Genomic DNA, 16,710 nt, shown 5'->3' on the forward strand with positions numbered 1-16,710 from the left:
GACAGGCCACGACAGCAGGGAGAACTCCGTGCCCCATTCCATCGACGAAGCCTTCACGGCGCTTCCGCTACGGCCGCTGGCCGACGCCGCGCTGGCCCGCGCGCGGGCGCTGGGCGCCGAGCACGCGGACTTCCGCTTCGAGCGGGTGCGCGGCGCGTCCTGGCGGCTGCGGGACGCCCGGCCCGCCGGGTCGTCGGACACCACCGACCTCGGGTACGCGGTCCGTGTCGTGCACGGCGGCAGCTGGGGTTTCGCGTCCGGTGTGGACCTCACCCTGGACGCGGCGGCCAAGGTCGCCTCGCAGGCGGTGGCGATGGCGAAGCTCTCCGCGCAGGTGCTGCGGGCCGCCGGTTCCGACGAGCGCGTGGAGCTGGCCGCCGAGCCGGTGCACGCGGACCGCACCTGGGTGTCGTCGTACGAGATCGACCCGTTCACGGTGCCCGACGAGGAGAAGGCGGCGCTGCTCGCCGAGTGGAGCGCGCGGCTGCTGGCCGCCAAGGGCGTCAGCCATGTGGACGCCTCGCTGCTCACCGTGCACGAGAACAAGTTCTACGCGGACACCGCCGGGACCGTCACCACCCAGCAGCGGGTCCGGCTGCACCCGGAGCTGACCGCCGTGTCGGTGGACGGCTCCAGCGGCGAGTTCGACTCGATGCGCACCCTCGCCCCGCCCGCCGGACGCGGCTGGGAGTACCTCACCGGCACCGGCTGGGACTGGGAGGGCGAGCTGGAGCGGATGCCGGAGCTGCTCGCGGAGAAGATGCGCGCGCCCAGCGTGGAACCGGGCCTGTACGACCTGGTCGTGGACCCGTCCAACCTGTGGCTGACCATCCACGAGTCGGTCGGGCACGCCACCGAGCTGGACCGCGCCCTCGGCTACGAGGCGGCCTACGCGGGCACCTCGTTCGCCACCTTCGACAAACTCGGCACGCTGAAGTACGGCTCCGAGCTGATGAACGTCACCGGGGACCGCACCGCCGAACACGGCCTGGCGACCGTCGGTTTCGACGACGAGGGTGTCGCCGCGCAGTCCTGGGACCTCGTGCGGGACGGCACCCTGGTCGGCTACCAGCTGGACCGGCGGATCGCCCGGCTCACCGGCTTCGAGCGCTCCAACGGCTGCGCCTACGCCGACTCCCCCGGACACGTGCCGGTGCAGCGCATGGCCAACGTGTCGCTGCGGCCGGACCCGGCGGGCCTGTCCACGGACGACCTGATCGGGGGCGTGGACCGGGGCATCTACGTGGTCGGGGACCGCTCCTGGTCGATCGACATGCAGCGGTACAACTTCCAGTTCACCGGGCAGCGTTTCTTCCGGATCGAGAACGGCCGGATCACCGGGCAGCTGAAGGACGTCGCCTACCAGGCCACGACCACCGACTTCTGGGGGTCGATGGCGGCCGTCGGCGGCCCGCAGACCTATGTCCTGGGCGGTGCGTTCAACTGCGGCAAGGCCCAGCCGGGCCAGGTCGCCGCCGTGTCGCACGGCTGCCCGTCCGCCCTGTTCAAGGGCGTCAACATTCTGAACACCACGCAGGAGGCCGGCCGATGAGCGCCCCCGTCAGCAAGGCGAGCAAGCCGCACGAGACCGTCGAGCGGGCGCTCGCCCTGTCCCGCGCCGACGGTCTCGTCGTCATCGCGGACGAGCGGTCCGACACCAACCTGCGCTGGGCGCGCAACGCGCTCACCACCAACGGCGTCACCCGCGGCCGTACGCTCACCGTGATCGCCACGGTGGACGGCCGGGAGGGCACCGCGAGCGGGGTGGTGTCGCGGGCGGCGGTGACCGCCGACGAGCTGGAACCGCTGGTGCGGGCCGCCGAGGCGGCGGCGCGCGGCGCCGGGCCCGCCGAGGACGCCCGGCCGCTGGTCACCGGGGTGCCCGTCGCCCCGGACTTCACGGACGCGCCCGCCGAGACCTCCTCGGCGGTGTTCGCGGAGTTCGCGCCCGCGCTGGGCGAGTCGTTCGCCCGTGCCCGCGCGGGCGGCCGGGAGCTGTACGGCTTCGCCCACCACGAGATGGTCTCGACGTACCTGGGCACCTCCACCGGGCTGCGACTGCGGTACGACCAGCCGTCGGGGACGCTGGAGCTGAACGCCAAGTCCCCGGACGGCACCCGCTCGGCGTGGGCGGGCCGGGCCACGCGGGACTTCAAGGACGTGGACCCGGCCGCGCTGGACGCGGAGCTGGCCACGCGGCTCGGCTGGGCGGAGCGCCGGGTGGAGCTGCCCGCCGGACGGTACGAGACGCTGCTGCCGCCGACCGCGGTGGCGGACCTGCTGATCTACCAGCATTGGTCGGCGTCGGGCCGGGACGCGGCCGAGGGACGCACGGTGTTCTCCCGGCCCGGCGGCGGCACCCGCGTCGGGGACCGGCTCAGCGAGCTGCCGCTGACCCTGCGCAGCGACCCGGACGAGCCGGGCCTCGAATGCGCGCCGTTCGTCGTCGCGCACTCCTCCGGCGGCGACCGGTCGGTGTTCGACAACGGTCTGGCGAGCGGCGCCATCGACTGGATCGGGAACGGTGAGCTGAAGCACCTGACCACCACCCGGCACGGCGCGGCCCTCACCGGGCTGCCGGTGGCGCCGGGCGGCGGCAACCTGATCCTGGACGGTGGCTCTGACCGCTCCCTGGAGGAGATGGTCGCGGCCACCGAGCGCGGGCTGCTGCTGACCTGCCTGTGGTACATCCGCGAGGTCGATCCGGCGACGCTGCTGCTCACCGGGCTCACCCGGGACGGGGTGTACCTGGTGGAGAACGGCGAGGTGACCGGCGCGGTGAACAATTTCCGGTTCAACGAGTCACCGGTGAGCCTGCTGGGCCGGGCCGTGGAGGCGGGCCGCACGGAGAAGACGCTGCCGCGCGAGTGGGGCGACTGGTTCACGCGGGCCGCGATGCCCGCGCTCCGGGTGCCGGATTTCCACATGAGCTCTGTCAGCCAGGGCGTATAACCTCGTAGGCGGCCGTCATCCGGCCGCCCGAGATCACCCGAGGAGACACGACAGACGTGACGGACATCGTCGATGAGCTGAAGTGGCGTGGGCTGTTCGCCCTGTCCACCGACGAGGACGCCCTGCGCAAGGCGCTCGCGGACGGTCCCGTCACGTTCTATTGCGGCTTCGACCCGACCGCGCCCAGCCTGCACGTCGGGCATCTCGTCCAGGTGCTCACGGTCCGCCGGCTCCAGCAGGCCGGGCACCGGCCGCTGGCACTGGTCGGCGGGGCGACGGGGCTGATCGGTGACCCGCGCCCGACCGCCGAGCGCACGCTGAACGACCCGGAGACGGTGTCCGGCTGGGTGGACCGGCTGCGCGGCCAGATCGAGCCGTTCCTGTCCTTCGAGGGCGAGAACGCGGCCGTCATGGTCAACAACCTGGACTGGACCGCGAACCTGTCCGCGATCGAGTTCCTGCGCGACATCGGCAAGCACTTCCGGGTCAACAAGATGCTCACCAAGGACTCGGTCGCCCGCCGTCTGGAGTCCGACCAGGGCATCAGCTACACCGAGTTCAGCTACCAGCTGCTCCAGGGCATGGACTTCCTCCAGCTCCACCGCCGCTACGGCTGCACGCTCCAGCAGGGCGGCAGCGACCAGTGGGGCAACCTCACGGCGGGGCTGGACCTGATCCACCGGCTGGAGCCGGGTGTCGAGGCGCACGCCCTGGCGACGCCGCTGATGACGAAGGCGGACGGCACCAAGTTCGGCAAGACCGAGGGCGGCGCCGTCTGGCTCGACCCGGAGATGACGACGCCGTACGCGTTCTACCAGTTCTGGCTGAACGTGGACGACCGGGACGTCTCCACGTACCTGCGCATCCTGTCCTTCCGCTCCCGCGAGGAGCTGGAGGAGCTGGAGCGGCAGACGGCGGAGCGTCCGCAGGCGCGGGCGGCGCAGCGCGCGCTGGCCGAGGAGCTGACGACGCTGGTGCACGGCGCCGGGCAGACGGCCGCCGTGATCGCCGCGTCGAAGGCGCTGTTCGGGCAGGGCGAGCTGGCGGAGCTGGACGGGGCGACCCTGACGGCCGCCCTGTCGGAGCTGCCGCACATCCGCGTCGCCGCACCCGGCCCGGTGGTGGACCTGCTCGCCGAGGTCGGCCTGGTCGCCAGCAAGTCGGCGGCGCGCCGCACGGTGAAGGAGGGCGGTGCCTACGTGAACAACGTCAAGGTGACCGCCGAGGACGCCGTGCCCGACACCGCCGACCTGCTGCACGGGCGCTGGCTGGTGCTGCGGCGCGGCAAGAAGAACCTGGCGGCGGTGGAGGTCACCGGCGCGTAGCGGTTCGCGGCGGGGCCGTACGACGCGTGGAGGGGCGCCGGTCGCTGGACCGGCGCCCCTCCACGTCGCTCTGTCAGACGTGTTCGCGTTTCCGCTTGCCCAGGGTCGCCATGTACAGCATGTCCACCACGGCGACGATGATGATCGCGGCGATCAGCTGGAAGGCGTGTCGGCTCCAGTCGATGCCGGAGGTCTCGGCCACGCCCAGGGAGCGGGCGATGGCATTGCCCGCGATGGCGCCGAGCATGCCGCAGATGGTGGTCAGCCAGAGCGGGCTGTGCTGCTTGCCGGGGATGATCGCCTTGGCGATCAGGCCCAGCACGAATCCCACGATGATCGCCCACAACCAGCCCATGACTGCCTCCTCGAACGATCCGGCGCGCCGATCCGTGATGAATACGGCCAGTCTGGGCGTGCCCGGCGCGGGGCGCATGTCGGATACACCCGGACGCGACCCGGTCTCGTCGGCGCGGTGGACGGGGCGTAACGTGAGGTGCGTTCCCGGCCGTTCCCCGTCGGCCGACGGGGCGGGTGCCGGGCCGGGGAGTCCGACGCGGGCGGAGTGGAATGTGATGCGGAAACAGCACGGCGGAAGCGTCCAGGTGTTCCGGATCACCGGTGCCCGGACCGGCCTCGCCGAGGACGTACGGGCCCGGCAGCGGCGGTACGTGATCTCCATGTCGATCCGCACCCTGTCGGTGATCCTCACGGCGGTCATGTGGAACGTCGAGCGCCATGTCGCCCTGGTGGCCCTCGTCGTGGGCATGCTGCTCCCCTACGTGGCGGTGGTGATCGCCAACGCCGGGCGCGAGCGGCCTCCGAACCTGCCGTCCACCTATGTGTCGTCGCCGGTGAGCGCGTACGTGCCGCCCGCGCTGCCGCGGGGCCCGGAGGACGGCGCCCGGACCACCGGTCGGGACGCGGGCGGTGAGGGCCGCCGGGCGGCCCCGGAGGAGCCCGGGGACCCGGTCACGAACCTCAGGAAAACCTCAGATCAATCATGAGGTTCCGGTGCCGGACGCCGGGTGCCCCGTGACATACTTCGTACGCGCTCCGCATCCCCCGTCGGAGCGACGGACCGACGCCGGGCAGCTCCCCCCGTGGCTGCTCGGCGTCGCCTTTTCCCGCCCCGTTCTGTGAGTCGAGTGCCGTGAGCGATACGCCGATCTGTTCCGCCAAGGGCTGCCGCGCGGGCGCCGCGTGGGTGCTGGCCTGGAACAACCCGAAGCTGCACACCCCGGAGCGGCGCAAGACCTGGCTGGCCTGCGAGGAGCACCGCGAGCACCTGTCGCAGTTCCTGGGCGTCCGGGGGTTCCTGAAGGACGTGGTGGCGTTCGGGGAGTGGCGGGCGACGGAGGTCTGAGCAACTCCGTCCGGTACACCCCGGAGCGGCCGTCCGGGACCCCGGAGCGGCTTCCCGCGGGCTCCGGAGCGGCCTCCCGCGGACTCCGCTAGCCGCCGATCGCGGACATGGGCCGGTCCGGCTGGACGAACGTCGGGTCGTCGAGGCCCGCACCGGCCTTCTTGCCCCACATGGCCTTGCGCCACCGCTCGGCGATCTCCTCGTCGGAGGCGTCGGAGCGCAGCGCGGCGCGCAGATCGGTCTCCTCGGTGGCGAACAGGCAGGTGCGGATCTGGCCGTCGGCGGTGAGCCGGGTGCGGTCGCAGGCGGCGCAGAACGGGCGGGTGACGGAGGCGATCACGCCGACCCGCGCGGGTCCGTCGTCCACCAGCCAGCGTTCGGCCGGGGCGGAGCCGCGCTCGCCGTCCTGTTCGGGGGTGAGGCGGAAGCGGGTGCGCAGCGAGGCGAGGATGTCCTCGGCGGTGACCATGCCGTCGCGCTTCCAGCCGTGCTGGGCGTCCAGCGGCATCTGCTCGATGAAGCGGAGTTCGTAGTCGTGCGCCACGGCCCAGGCGAGCAGGTCGGGTGCCTCGTCGGCGTTGAGGCCGGGCATCAGGACCGAGTTGACCTTGACCGGGGTGAGTCCGGCGTCGTGCGCGGCGGCGAGGCCGTCCAGCACGTCCTGGTGGCGGGCGCGCCGGGTGAGCGTCTTGAACACGTCGGGGCGCAGGGTGTCCAGGGAGACGTTGACCCGGTCGAGTCCGGCCGCCTTGAGCGCCGCCGCCGTACGGGCCAGGCCGATGCCGTTGGTGGTCAGCGAGGTGCGGGGGCGGGGCGTGAGCGCGGTGACGCGTTCGACGATGCCGGGCAGGCCGGGGCGGAGGAGCGGTTCGCCGCCGGTGAAGCGGACCTCGCGGATGCCGAGGAGGCGGACCGCGATGCCGATGAGCCGGACGATCTCGTCGTCGGTGAGCAGCTCGGACTTGCCGAGCCACTGCAGGCCCTCCTCGGGCATGCAGTAGGTGCAGCGCAGGTTGCACCGGTCGGTCAGTGAGACCCGAAGGTCGGTGGCCGTCCGGCCGTAGGTGTCGATGAGCACGTGGTCCCCTCCCTCGCTCGCTCGGCTCTCGTGGGTCTGTCACCTGCGAGCCTACGCGAGAGCGCGGGCGATCACAGGGGCGAGGCGCCCCGAGGGGGCGCGGCCCGCACCGCAGGACCTACGGGTCCCGGTCGGCGCGGGCCGCGCACGGGCCGCTCTCGCGTGCCCGCGGTACGGGTTCCGGGCGTCCGGTACGGGTCAGTGGGCGCCGGTGCCGGTGAGGGAGCGGACCTCCAGTTCGGCGTACTTCCCGGCGTCCGGGACCTCCTTGGAGAGCAGGGTGCCGAGGGCGCCGAGCAGGAAGCCGACCGGGATGGAGATCAGGCCGGGGTTCTCCAGCGGGAACCAGTGGAAGTCGACGTCCGGGAACATCGAGGTCGGTGCTCCGGAGACGACGGGCGAGAAGAGGACCAGGCCGACGGCGGTGACCAGGCCGCCGTAGATGGACCAGAGGGCGCCCGCGGTGGTGAAACGCTTCCAGAACAGGCTGTAGAGGAGCGTCGGCAGGTTCGCGGAGGCGGCGACGGCGAAGGCGAGCGCCACCAGACCGGCCACGTTGAGGTCCCTGGACAGCGCGCCGAGCACGATGGAGACGGCGCCGATGCCGACCGTGGCGTAGCGGGCGGCGTTGATCTCCTGCTTCTCGGTGGCCCGGCCCTTCTTGATGACGTTGGCGTAGATGTCGTGCGCGAACGACGAGGAGGACGCCAGGGTGAGCCCCGCGACGACGGCCAGGATGGTGGCGAAGGCGACCGCGGAGATGGTGGCGAGCAGGATGGCGCCCCAGTTGGAGTCCACGCCGCCGAGGTGCAGGGCGAGCAGCGGGGCCGCGGTGTTGCCCGCCTTGTTGGAGGCGATGATCTCGGCCGGTTTGATCAGCGCGGCGGCGCCGAAGCCGAGGGCCAGGGTCATCAGGTAGAAGACGCCGATGAGACCGATGGCCCACAGGACGGACTTCCGGGCGGCCTTGGCGGTGGGCACGGTGTAGAAGCGGATCAGGATGTGCGGCAGTCCGGCGGTGCCGAGGACCAGGGCGATGCCGAGCGAGAGGAAGTCCAGCTTGCTGGTGCCGGTGGCGCCGTACTTCAGGCCGGGCTCCAGGAAGGCCGCGCCCTTGCCGCTGTTGTCGGCGGCCCTGCCGAGCAGTTCGGAGACGTTGAAGTTGAACTTGATCAACACCAGGAAGGTCAGCAGCAGCGCGCCGATGATGAGCAGGACCGCCTTGACCATCTGGACCCAGGTGGTGCCCTTCATGCCGCCGATGGTGACGTACACGATCATCAGGACGCCGACCAGGGCCACGATGCCGATCTTGCCGCCGTCACTGGTGATGCCCAGCAGCAGCGAGACGAGGACGCCCGCGCCGGCCATCTGCGCGAGCAGGTAGAAGATCGACACGACGATGGTGGAGACACCGGCGGCGGTGCGCACCGGGCGCTGCCGCATCCGGTAGGCGAGTACGTCGCCCATCGTGTAGCGGCCGGAGTTGCGCAGTGGTTCGGCGACCAGCAGCAGCGCGACGAGCCAGGCGACCAGGAAGCCGATGGAGTACAGGAAGCCGTCGTAGCCGAAGAGGGCGATGGCACCGGCGATGCCGAGGAAGGACGCGGCGGACATGTAGTCGCCGGAGACGGCGAGACCGTTCTGGAAACCGGTGAACTGCCGTCCACCGGCGTAGAAGTCGGCGGCGTCCTTGGTCTGGCGTCCGGCCCACACGGTGATGACGAGGGTGGCCGCGACGAACACCGCGAACAGGGTGATGATCAGCGGCCGGTGCTCGCTGGCCTCCCCCGCGGCGAGCAGGGTGTGCGTGGGGCTCAGGTGCGCTGCGGGGCTCATGCGCCGCCCTCCATCCGGGACTTGATGGCTTCGGCCTTGGGGTCGAACTTCGCGGCGGCGTGCCGCGCGTACCACCAGGCGATGAGGAAGGTGCTCAGGAACTGCGCGAGGCCCAGTACGAGGGCCACGTTGATGTTGCCGACGACCTTGGTGCCCATGAAGCCGCCCGCGTAGTTGGAGAGCAGCACGTACAGCAGGTACCAGGCGATGAAGGCGAGGGTCAGGGGAAAGGCGAACGAGCGGTAGGAGCGGCGCAGTTCACCGAACTCCGCGCTTCGCTGCTCCTCGGCGAACTCCTCGGGGGAGGGAAGGGATGCTGAATGCCTCGAAGGCGGCGGTGTCTCGGTAGCCACGAAAGTCTCCTCGCGTCACGGATGTGCGCTTGCTGACCCAAGTCGGGGGATCACACTACCGGGCGTCACAGGGTGACCTCCGTGCGTGACGACGGGCCGGTGGGGGCACGCCGGGTCGGCCCCCGCCCACGGTCACGGCGCGCGGGGCACACCGGTTCAACTCGGCCCGGCTCTTTCGGAGATCAGCGGGTGAGGATAGTTTCGCCTTGCCCCACCCGTCATGTACCTGCCCGAGCGTTGTACGCGTTCCGGGCGGTCAGCCATCCGGATGATGTGGAGACCTCATGGCTCATCTGCGCTCAGGACGCCGACTCGCGCTCGCCGTTCCGGTCGTGCTGTCCCTGACCGCCTCGCTCGGCTTCCTGCCGGTGGCGGCCTCGGCGGCGGTCCCGGCCGCGGCGACGGCCCCCGCGGCGGACGGTGACGTCCTGTCGTACGTGGTGAACACCGCGCGGGACGCCCGCACGATCGAGTCGGTGCGCCGGGCCGTGACCCGCAACGGCGGTACGGTCGTGACGAGTTACGACCGCATCGGGGTAATCGTGGCGCACTCCGCCGACCCGGACTTCGGGAAGCGGATGCGGCAGGTGCGCGGGGTGGACTCGGCGGGCGCCACCCGGAACCGGCCGCTGCCCTCGCAGGCCACCACGGACGAGGGCACCCCGAAGGCACTGAGCGCCGCCGAGGTCGCGGCGGCCGGACGGAAGGCGGCGGCGGGCCAGGACCCGCTGGAGCCCCTCCAGTGGGACCTTCCGGCCATCAAGGCGGACAAGGCGCACGAGAAGACCCTGGGCAGCCGGAAGGTGACGGTCGCCGTCATCGACACCGGTGTGGACGACACCCACCCGGACATCGCGCCCAACTTCGACCGGTCGGCGTCCGCGAACTGCGTCTCGGGCAAGGCGGACACCACCGAGGGCTCCTGGCGGCCGGGTGCCGCCGAGTCCCCGCACGGCACCCATGTGGCGGGCGAGATCGCCGCCGCGAAGAACGGGGTCGGCGTGACGGGTGTCGCGCCGGGTGTGCGGGTGGCGGGCATCAAGGTGGCCAACCCGGACGGGTACTTCTACACCGAGTCCGTGGTCTGCGGCTTCATGTGGGCGGCCGAGCACCACGTGGACGTCACCAACAACAGCTATTACACCGACCCCTGGTACTTCAACTGCGCCGACGACCCGGACCAGAAGGCCCTGGTGGACGCCATCACACGGGCCTCCCGGTACGCGGAGGACAGGGGCACGGTCAATGTCGCGGCGGCGGGCAACGAGAACTACGACCTCGACTCGCACTCGATCACCGACCCGGCCTCGCCGAACGACGGCACCCCGTCGGACCGCACGGTGGACCCGCACAAGTGCTTCGACATCCCGACCCAGTTGCCGGGTGTGGTCACGGTCGCCTCGACGGGCGCGAAGGGTCTGAAGTCGTCGTTCTCGAACCACGGGCTCGGCGTGATCGACATCGCCGCGCCGGGCGGTGACTCCACGGCGTACCAGAAGCCGGACGCCCCGGCGACGAGCGGGCTGATCCTCGGCCCGCTGCCGGGCGGGACCTGGGGGTACATGGCGGGTACGTCGATGGCGACCCCGCACGTGGTCGGGGTGGCCGCGTTGATCAAGTCCACCCATCCACACGCCTCGGCCGCACTGGTCAAGGCGCTGCTGTACGCCGAGGCGAACGCGACGCCGTGCACCGATCCGTACGACATCAACGGTGACGGCAAGGTGGACGCGGTGTGCAAGGGGTCGAAGAACTACAACGGGTTCTACGGGTGGGGTACGGCGGACGCGTTGAAGGCCGTGACCTGGTAGACGAGGGGTGACGGGGCCGCCGGTGCCGGGGGGATCGGCCCGGCGGCCCGGCGGCCCGGCGGCCCGGCGGCCCGGTCGGTCAACTGTTGACCAGTGTTGACCAGTCGCCCTCGGCATTGGTCAACGGTATTGATCAACAGTTGACGCGGAACATCACTGGATGTACGGAATCAACGGGACGACCCCGTTCATCCATTGGTGACGAGCACCTTGAGCGCCGTGCGCTCGTCCATCGCCTTGTAGCCCTCCGGTACACCCTCCATGCCGACCGTCATGTCGAACACCGGGGACGGGTCGATGGAGCCGTCCAGGATGTCGGGCAGCAGCTCGGGGATGTAGGTGCGGACCGGGGCGACACCGCCGCGCAGGGCGACGTTGCGGTTGAACATGACGCCGAGATCGACACCTGTGCCGCTGCCGTGCGGGACGCCGACGAAGCCGACCGCACCGCCGTCGCGGGTGATCCTCAGGGCGGTGCTCATGGACTGCTCGGTGCCGACCGCCTCGACCACGGCGTGCGCGCCCCGGCCGCGCGTCAGCTCGCGCACCGCCTCCACGGCCGCGTCCCCGCGCTCCGCGACGACGTCGGTGGCGCCGAAGCGGCGGGCGATACCGGTACGGACCTCGTGACGGCCCAGCGCGATGATCCGCTCCGCGCCGAGCCGCTTGGCGGCCAGCACCGCGCACAGGCCCACCGCGCCGTCCCCGACGACGGCGACCGTGGCGCCGGGACGGACGCCCGCGCCGAGCGCCGCGTGGTGGCCGGTGCCCAGCACGTCGGACAGGGTCAGCAGCGCCGACAGCAGCCGCTCGTCGGAGGCCGCCTCCTTGGGCAGCCGGACCAGGGTGCCGTCCGCGAACGGCACCCGGACGGCCTCGCCCTGGCCGCCGTCGTAGCCGACGGAGCCCCAGAAGCCGCCGTGCTCGCAGGAGGTGGTCAGACCGTCGCGGCAGTAGTCGCAGACGCCGTCGGACCACATGAACGGCGCGACCACGAGGTCACCGCGCCGTACCCCGCTCACCTCGGAGCCGGTCTCCTCGACCAGGCCGAGGAACTCGTGCCCGATGCGCTGGCCGGGTGTCCGGGCCGCCTCACCCCGGTACGCCCACAGGTCGCTGCCGCAGATGCAGGCGCGCAGCACCCGCACCACGGCGTCGGTGGGCAGCTGGACCAGGGGCTCGGGCACGTCCTCCACGCGCATGTCGTAGGGGGCGTGGATGGTGGTGGCGCGCATGGTGGGTCGTCCTTCTCGTACGGGGTCGTGCGGTGCGTCGGCCCGAGCGGAGGCGTTCCGTCCGGAAGGCGGTTCCGGGGGGCGCGGGCGCATCTCACCGTACGCCGCGTCGGGCCGCGGTCGCGCGCCGAGGGCCCCGTACGCGGCGCAGGTCAGCGCCGTACCGGAAGGAGAGGCGGGAGGGGGAGGGGAGACGGGACGGAGCGGAGGAGGATCGGCCGGTGCGGCCCCGCCGCGAGGGGCACGGGCAACAGGGCTTCGTGCGCGCGGCTTTGCGGTCACCGGCGCCCCAAACCCCTCTCACGGGTGCCGTTCCGCGCGTACACGTATGCGGGTGATGCGGCGGAAGGGGCGGGTCCGGCACCTGCCGGGCGGGAATGTCGGCGCGGGACCGTATCCTCAATGACCATGCTCGAAGACCACGCGACCGCAGTGTCCTCCGCCACCCCGTGGCCGACCGCTTATCCCCAGGGATACGCGGTCGTTGACGTGGAGACCACCGGTCTGGCCCGGGACGACCGGATCATCTCGGCGGCCGTGTACCGGCTGGACGCGCGCGGTGAGGTCGAGGACCACTGGTACACCCTGGTCAACCCCGAACGCGATCCGGGGCCGGTGTGGATACACGGTCTGACGAGCGATGTACTGGAGGGCGCGCCCCTGTTCGCGGAGGTCGCCGGGGAGTTCGCCGAGCGGCTGGACGGACGGGTGCTGGTCGCGCACAACGCGGTCTTCGACTGGCAGATGATCGCCCGCGAGTACGCGCGCGCGGAGCGCGAGGCGCCGGTGCGGCAGCGGCTGTGCACGATCGCGCTCTCCAAGGAGCTGGGTCTGCCGCTGCCCAACTTCAAACTGGAGTCGCTGGCCGCGCACTTCGGGGTCGTGCAGCAGCGGGCCCACCACGCGCTGGACGACGCGCGGGTGCTGGCGGAGGCGTTCCGGCCCAGTCTGCGGGCCGCGGCGGCGGACAACGTACGGCTGCCGCTGCTGGAGTGCCGACCGCTGACCGAGTGGTCGGACACACCCCGGATCGGCCGCCAGGCGAGCGGGCCGTCCGGCGGGTACGGGGGCTACGGCGGCTCGCGGCCCGGCGGTTGGCGTCCGGCGCGGAAGCGGCCCGCGTGCCCGTACCCGAATCCGGGGCGCTACACGGACGGCGGGCCGCTCAAGCAGGGGATGCGGGTGGCGTTCTCGGGCGACACCTCCACCGAGCGCGAGCTGCTGGAGGACCGGGCGACCGAGGCCGGGCTGCATGTGGCGACGAGTCTGTCCCGGCTGACGAGTCTGCTCGTCACCAACGACCCCGCCTCGGGGACCTCCAAGGTGGTGAAGGCCCGCCAGTTCGGCACGCCGGTGGTGGACGAGGCCGCGTTCGGGCAGTTGCTGCGGGACGTGGCCCCGGCCGACGGCTGACCGGCCGCGGCCGGGACGGGCAGGGGCACCGGAGGCCGGGGAGGGGGGTGAGCGCCCTCGGGGAACGGCCCGTGCGGGCGGTGGCGTACGGACGGGTGATTCGTCCCGACTCGCCCGACTCCCGCTCGCCCGCGCGCCGGTGACGGCTCACCCTGTGCCTCATGGCGACTTGCGAAGTGTGCGGCAATGACTACGGAATGACCTTCGAGGTGCACGCCCAGGGCGCGGTGCACGTGTTCGACTGCTTCTCCTGCGCGATCCACCGCATGGCCCCCATCTGCGAGCACTGCCGGGTGCAGATCATCGGCCAGGGCGTGGAGGTGGAGGGCAACTGGTACTGCGGCGCCCACTGCGCCCGCGCCGAGGGCGCCACGGGGGTGATCGACCGGGTCTGACGGCCCGGCATCCCCGCGCCGACCCGCGCCGACCGGGGCGGCCGCCTCGACCGGGTTGGGGCGGTACCCGCCGTAATGCCCCGCCCGGCCCAGGGGGTACCGTGCGGGGGTGCACCGCTACCGTTTCCTGCTGTCCCGCCAGTGGGTGATCCTCACCCTCGTGGCGCTCGCGCTGATCCCGACCATGATCCGGCTCGGTTTCTGGCAGCAGCACCGGTACGAGGAACGCACCGCCCGCAACAACCTCGTCTCGCGGGCACTGCACGCCGAGCCGGTCCCGGTGGAACGGCTGACGTCACCGGGGCACGCGGTGGGCCGACTGGACAGGTACCGCACGGTCACCGCGACCGGCACCTTCGACACCGCCCGCGAGGTGGTGGTCCGGCGCCGTACCAACGAGGACGGCGAGGTCGGCTTCCACGTACTGACCCCGCTGGTGCTGGACGACGGCAGGGTGCTGCTGGTGAACCGGGGCTGGGTCCCGGCGAACGGCGCTCAGACGGCGTTCCCGAAGGTCCCCGCCCCGCCCTCCGGACGTACCACGGTGACCGGACGGCTGATGGCCGACGAGACGACCGCGTTGAGCGGCATCAAGGAGATCAAGGGTCTGCCGGACCGGCAGATCATGTTGATCAACAGTGTCGAGCAGACGAAGCGGCTCGGCGCGCCGGTGCTCGGCGGCTACATCGAGCAGACCTCGCCCGCGTCCAGGGGTGGCTCCCCGGAGCAGATCTCCGACCCCGGCAGCGAGGACGCCCCGCTGAACTACGCGTACATGATCCAGTGGTGGCTGTTCGCGGCGGGCGTGCCGGTGGGCTATTACTTCCTGGTCCGCCGGGAACTGAGCGACCGCGCCGAGGCGGCGGCCACGGACACGAGCCCGGAGGAACGGGAACCGGCGACGGCGGTCTGACCCGCCCGCGCACCCTTACTGCCGCGCGCGCACCCTCGCGCCCCGTCACTCCCCCACATACACCTCGCGCCCCGTCACTCCCCCGCGCGCGCCCTCACCCCTCACTCCACCCCTGCGCGCTCTCCCCCGCCCGCGCGGCGCCTCCCCTCGGACCCCACCCCCCTCACTCCCCCGGCGCACCCCCCTGATTGCCCGCGCCCGGAGCCGGGGAATCCGCGTCCCGTGAACGCGCGCATCGAGGACTACGCCCTGATCGGCGACGAGCAGACCGCCGCACTGGTGGGCAGGGACGGCTCGATCGACTGGCTGTGTCTGCCCCGGTTCGACTCCGGGGCGTGTTTCGCCCGGCTGCTGGGCGACGAGGACAACGGCCACTGGCGGATCGCGCCGAAGGGGGCGGGCGACTGCACACGCCGCGCCTACCGGCCCGACACGCTGGTGCTGGACACCGAGTGGGAGACCGACGAGGGGACGGTGCGGGTCACCGACCTGATGCCGCAGCGGGACCGGGCCCCGGACGTCGTACGGATCGTGGAGGGGGTCAGCGGGCGGGTCACCGTGCGCAGCACGCTGCGGCTGCGCTTCGACTACGGGTCGGTGACGCCGTGGGTGCGCCGTTCGAACGGGCACCGGGTGGCGGTGGCGGGCCCGGACTCGGTGTGGCTGCGCGCGGAGCCCGAGGTGCGCACGTGGGGCGAGGACTTCGGCACGCACGCCGAGTTCACGGTCGGCGAGGGCGAGCGGGTGGCGTTCGTGCTGACCTGGCACCCCTCGCACGAGCGGCGTCCGCCGCTGGTGGACCCGTACGAGTCGCTGGCGGCCAGCGTCCGCGACTGGCGGCACTGGACCCGCAGATGCGGCTACGACGGCCCGTACCGGGACGCCGTGGTGCGCTCGCTGATCACGCTGAAGGCACTCACGTACCGTCCCACGGGCGGGATCGTCGCCGCCGCGACGACCTCGCTGCCCGAGGAGCTGGGCGGCGTGCGGAACTGGGACTACCGCTACTGCTGGCTGCGCGACTCCACGCTGACGCTCGGCGCGCTGCTCGCCGCCGGGTACCACGAGGAGGCGCGGGACTGGCGCGACTGGCTGCTGCGCGCGGTGGCGGGCGACCCGGCCGATCTTCAGATCATGTACGGGGTCGCGGGCGAGCGCAGGCTGCCGGAGTGGGAGCTGCCCTGGCTGTCGGGTTTCGCGGCGTCCGCGCCGGTACGGGTCGGCAACGGCGCGGTGGACCAGCTCCAGCTGGACGTGTACGGCGAGGTGATGGACTCGCTGTCGCTGGCCCGCGACGCGGGACTGCCGACGCGGCCCCACATGTGGGCGCTCCAGTGCGCCCTGATGACGTTCCTGGAGTCGGCGTGGCGGCAGCCCGACGAGGGGCTGTGGGAGGTGCGGGGCGGGCGCCGCCAGTTCACGCACTCCAAGGTGCTGGTGTGGGTGGCCGCCGACCGCGCGGTGCGCACCCTGGAGTCGCACCCGGAGCTGAAGGGCGACCTGGACGGCTGGCGGGCGATGCGCGACGAGGTGCACCGGGAGGTGTGCGAGCACGGCTTCGACCGGCGCCGCAACACCTTCACCCAGTACTACGGCTCGCGCGAGCTGGACGCGGCGCTGCTGCTGATCCCGCGCTTCGGTTTCCTGCCCCCGGACGATCCGCGGGTGATCGGCACGGTGGACGCCATCCGCGAGGACCTCGGCCAAGGCGGTTTCGTGCGGCGCTACGACACGGACGCGCTCGGCGTGGACGGGATGCCGGGCGGTGAGGGCGCGTTCCTGGCCTGCTCGTTCTGGCTGGCAGACGCGCTGCACCTGACCGGGCGGACCGCCGAGGCACGCGCGCTGTTCGAGCGGCTGGTCGGCCTGACCAACGACGTCGGGCTGCTCGCCGAGGAGTACGACCCGCGGCTGCGCCGCCAGCTCGGCAACTATCCGCAGGCGTTCAGCCACATCGCGCTGGTGAACACCGCGCTGACCCTGTACGGGGACCTGGGCGTCCGGACCGCAGGGCAGGGGGCAGGATAGGGAGC

Annotated in this window: 15 protein-coding genes; 10 read left to right on the forward strand and 5 right to left on the reverse strand. The window is 72.1% G+C overall.

Annotation, left to right across the window (positions count from 1 at the left end):
• Positions 1-28 precede the first annotated feature (28 nt).
• From KUM39_RS12000 to tyrS, 3 genes are read left to right on the forward strand one after another with little or no spacing between them, the layout of a single operon-like run.
• Complete coding sequence (locus KUM39_RS12000; RefSeq protein WP_217785544.1) at positions 29-1,552, forward strand: TldD/PmbA family protein; 1,524 nt, start codon at positions 29-31, stop codon at positions 1,550-1,552.
• Complete coding sequence (locus KUM39_RS12005) at positions 1,549-2,952, forward strand: metallopeptidase TldD-related protein (RefSeq protein WP_217785545.1); 1,404 nt, start codon at positions 1,549-1,551, stop codon at positions 2,950-2,952. The genes KUM39_RS12000 and KUM39_RS12005 overlap by 4 nt, the downstream gene beginning before the upstream one ends.
• A gap of 56 nt (positions 2,953-3,008) precedes the next feature.
• Positions 3,009-4,277, forward strand: coding sequence for a tyrosine--tRNA ligase (tyrS, locus tag KUM39_RS12010; RefSeq protein WP_217785546.1), 1,269 nt, complete (start codon positions 3,009-3,011; stop codon positions 4,275-4,277).
• A gap of 73 nt (positions 4,278-4,350) precedes the next feature.
• On the opposite strand, the gene KUM39_RS12015 is transcribed toward tyrS, so the two are convergent.
• A complete protein-coding gene (locus KUM39_RS12015; protein ID WP_217785547.1) occupies positions 4,351-4,632 on the reverse strand; it encodes a GlsB/YeaQ/YmgE family stress response membrane protein in 282 nt (93 codons plus the stop codon).
• Between the two features lie 217 nt (positions 4,633-4,849).
• Here KUM39_RS12015 and KUM39_RS12020 point away from each other — a divergent pair, with 217 nt between their 5' ends.
• Together KUM39_RS12020 and KUM39_RS12025 are read left to right on the forward strand one after the other, a co-directional pair.
• A complete protein-coding gene (locus tag KUM39_RS12020; RefSeq protein WP_217785548.1) occupies positions 4,850-5,281 on the forward strand; it encodes a DUF3099 domain-containing protein in 432 nt (143 codons plus the stop codon).
• Between the two features lie 146 nt (positions 5,282-5,427).
• Positions 5,428-5,640, forward strand: coding sequence for a hypothetical protein (locus tag KUM39_RS12025; RefSeq protein ID WP_217785549.1), 213 nt, complete (start codon positions 5,428-5,430; stop codon positions 5,638-5,640).
• Between the two features lie 88 nt (positions 5,641-5,728).
• On the opposite strand, the gene moaA is transcribed toward KUM39_RS12025, so the two are convergent.
• From moaA to KUM39_RS12040, 3 genes are all read right to left on the reverse strand, one after another.
• Positions 5,729-6,718, reverse strand: a complete 990-nt coding sequence (gene moaA, locus KUM39_RS12030) for a GTP 3',8-cyclase MoaA (protein WP_217785550.1) — start codon at positions 6,716-6,718, stop codon at positions 5,729-5,731.
• Between the two features lie 198 nt (positions 6,719-6,916).
• Positions 6,917-8,557 carry a monocarboxylic acid transporter gene (locus KUM39_RS12035; protein WP_217785551.1) on the reverse strand — a complete coding sequence of 547 codons (1,641 nt, stop codon included), beginning with the start codon at positions 8,555-8,557 and terminating at the stop codon, positions 6,917-6,919.
• Positions 8,554-8,910: a DUF485 domain-containing protein gene (locus tag KUM39_RS12040; RefSeq protein WP_217785552.1), complete on the reverse strand. Its 357-nt coding sequence runs from the start codon at positions 8,908-8,910 to the stop codon at positions 8,554-8,556. Before KUM39_RS12040 ends, KUM39_RS12035 begins: the two co-directional genes overlap by 4 nt.
• 284 nt (positions 8,911-9,194) lie before the next feature.
• Here KUM39_RS12040 and KUM39_RS12045 point away from each other — a divergent pair, with 284 nt between their 5' ends.
• Positions 9,195-10,721, forward strand: coding sequence for a S8 family peptidase (locus KUM39_RS12045; RefSeq protein WP_217785553.1), 1,527 nt, complete (start codon positions 9,195-9,197; stop codon positions 10,719-10,721).
• Between the two features lie 188 nt (positions 10,722-10,909).
• Here KUM39_RS12045 and KUM39_RS12050 read toward each other — a convergent pair whose 3' ends face one another.
• Positions 10,910-11,956 carry a zinc-dependent alcohol dehydrogenase family protein gene (locus KUM39_RS12050; RefSeq protein ID WP_217785554.1) on the reverse strand — a complete coding sequence of 349 codons (1,047 nt, stop codon included), beginning with the start codon at positions 11,954-11,956 and terminating at the stop codon, positions 10,910-10,912.
• 408 nt (positions 11,957-12,364) lie between these two features.
• Between KUM39_RS12050 and KUM39_RS12055 the strand changes: the two genes are divergently transcribed.
• The 4 genes from KUM39_RS12055 (at position 12,365) to KUM39_RS12070 (ending at position 16,705) form a co-directional block, all read left to right on the forward strand.
• Positions 12,365-13,369: a DEDDh family exonuclease gene (locus tag KUM39_RS12055; RefSeq protein ID WP_217785637.1), complete on the forward strand. Its 1,005-nt coding sequence runs from the start codon at positions 12,365-12,367 to the stop codon at positions 13,367-13,369.
• A gap of 161 nt (positions 13,370-13,530) precedes the next feature.
• Positions 13,531-13,764 (forward strand): metallothionein, encoded by a 234-nt coding sequence (locus KUM39_RS12060; RefSeq protein WP_217785555.1) that lies wholly within the window; start codon positions 13,531-13,533, stop codon positions 13,762-13,764.
• A 109-nt stretch (positions 13,765-13,873) separates the two neighbouring features.
• Positions 13,874-14,677, forward strand: coding sequence for an SURF1 family cytochrome oxidase biogenesis protein (locus tag KUM39_RS12065; RefSeq protein ID WP_217785556.1), 804 nt, complete (start codon positions 13,874-13,876; stop codon positions 14,675-14,677).
• A 222-nt stretch (positions 14,678-14,899) separates the two neighbouring features.
• The gene (locus KUM39_RS12070) at positions 14,900-16,705 is read left to right on the forward strand and encodes a glycoside hydrolase family 15 protein (RefSeq protein ID WP_217785557.1); all 1,806 of its coding nucleotides are present in this window, start codon (positions 14,900-14,902) and stop codon (positions 16,703-16,705) included.
• Positions 16,706-16,710 lie beyond the last annotated feature (5 nt).

It is taken from the genome of Streptomyces corallincola, assembly GCF_019104725.1.
Lineage (GTDB): Bacteria > Actinomycetota > Actinomycetes > Streptomycetales > Streptomycetaceae > Streptomyces > Streptomyces corallincola.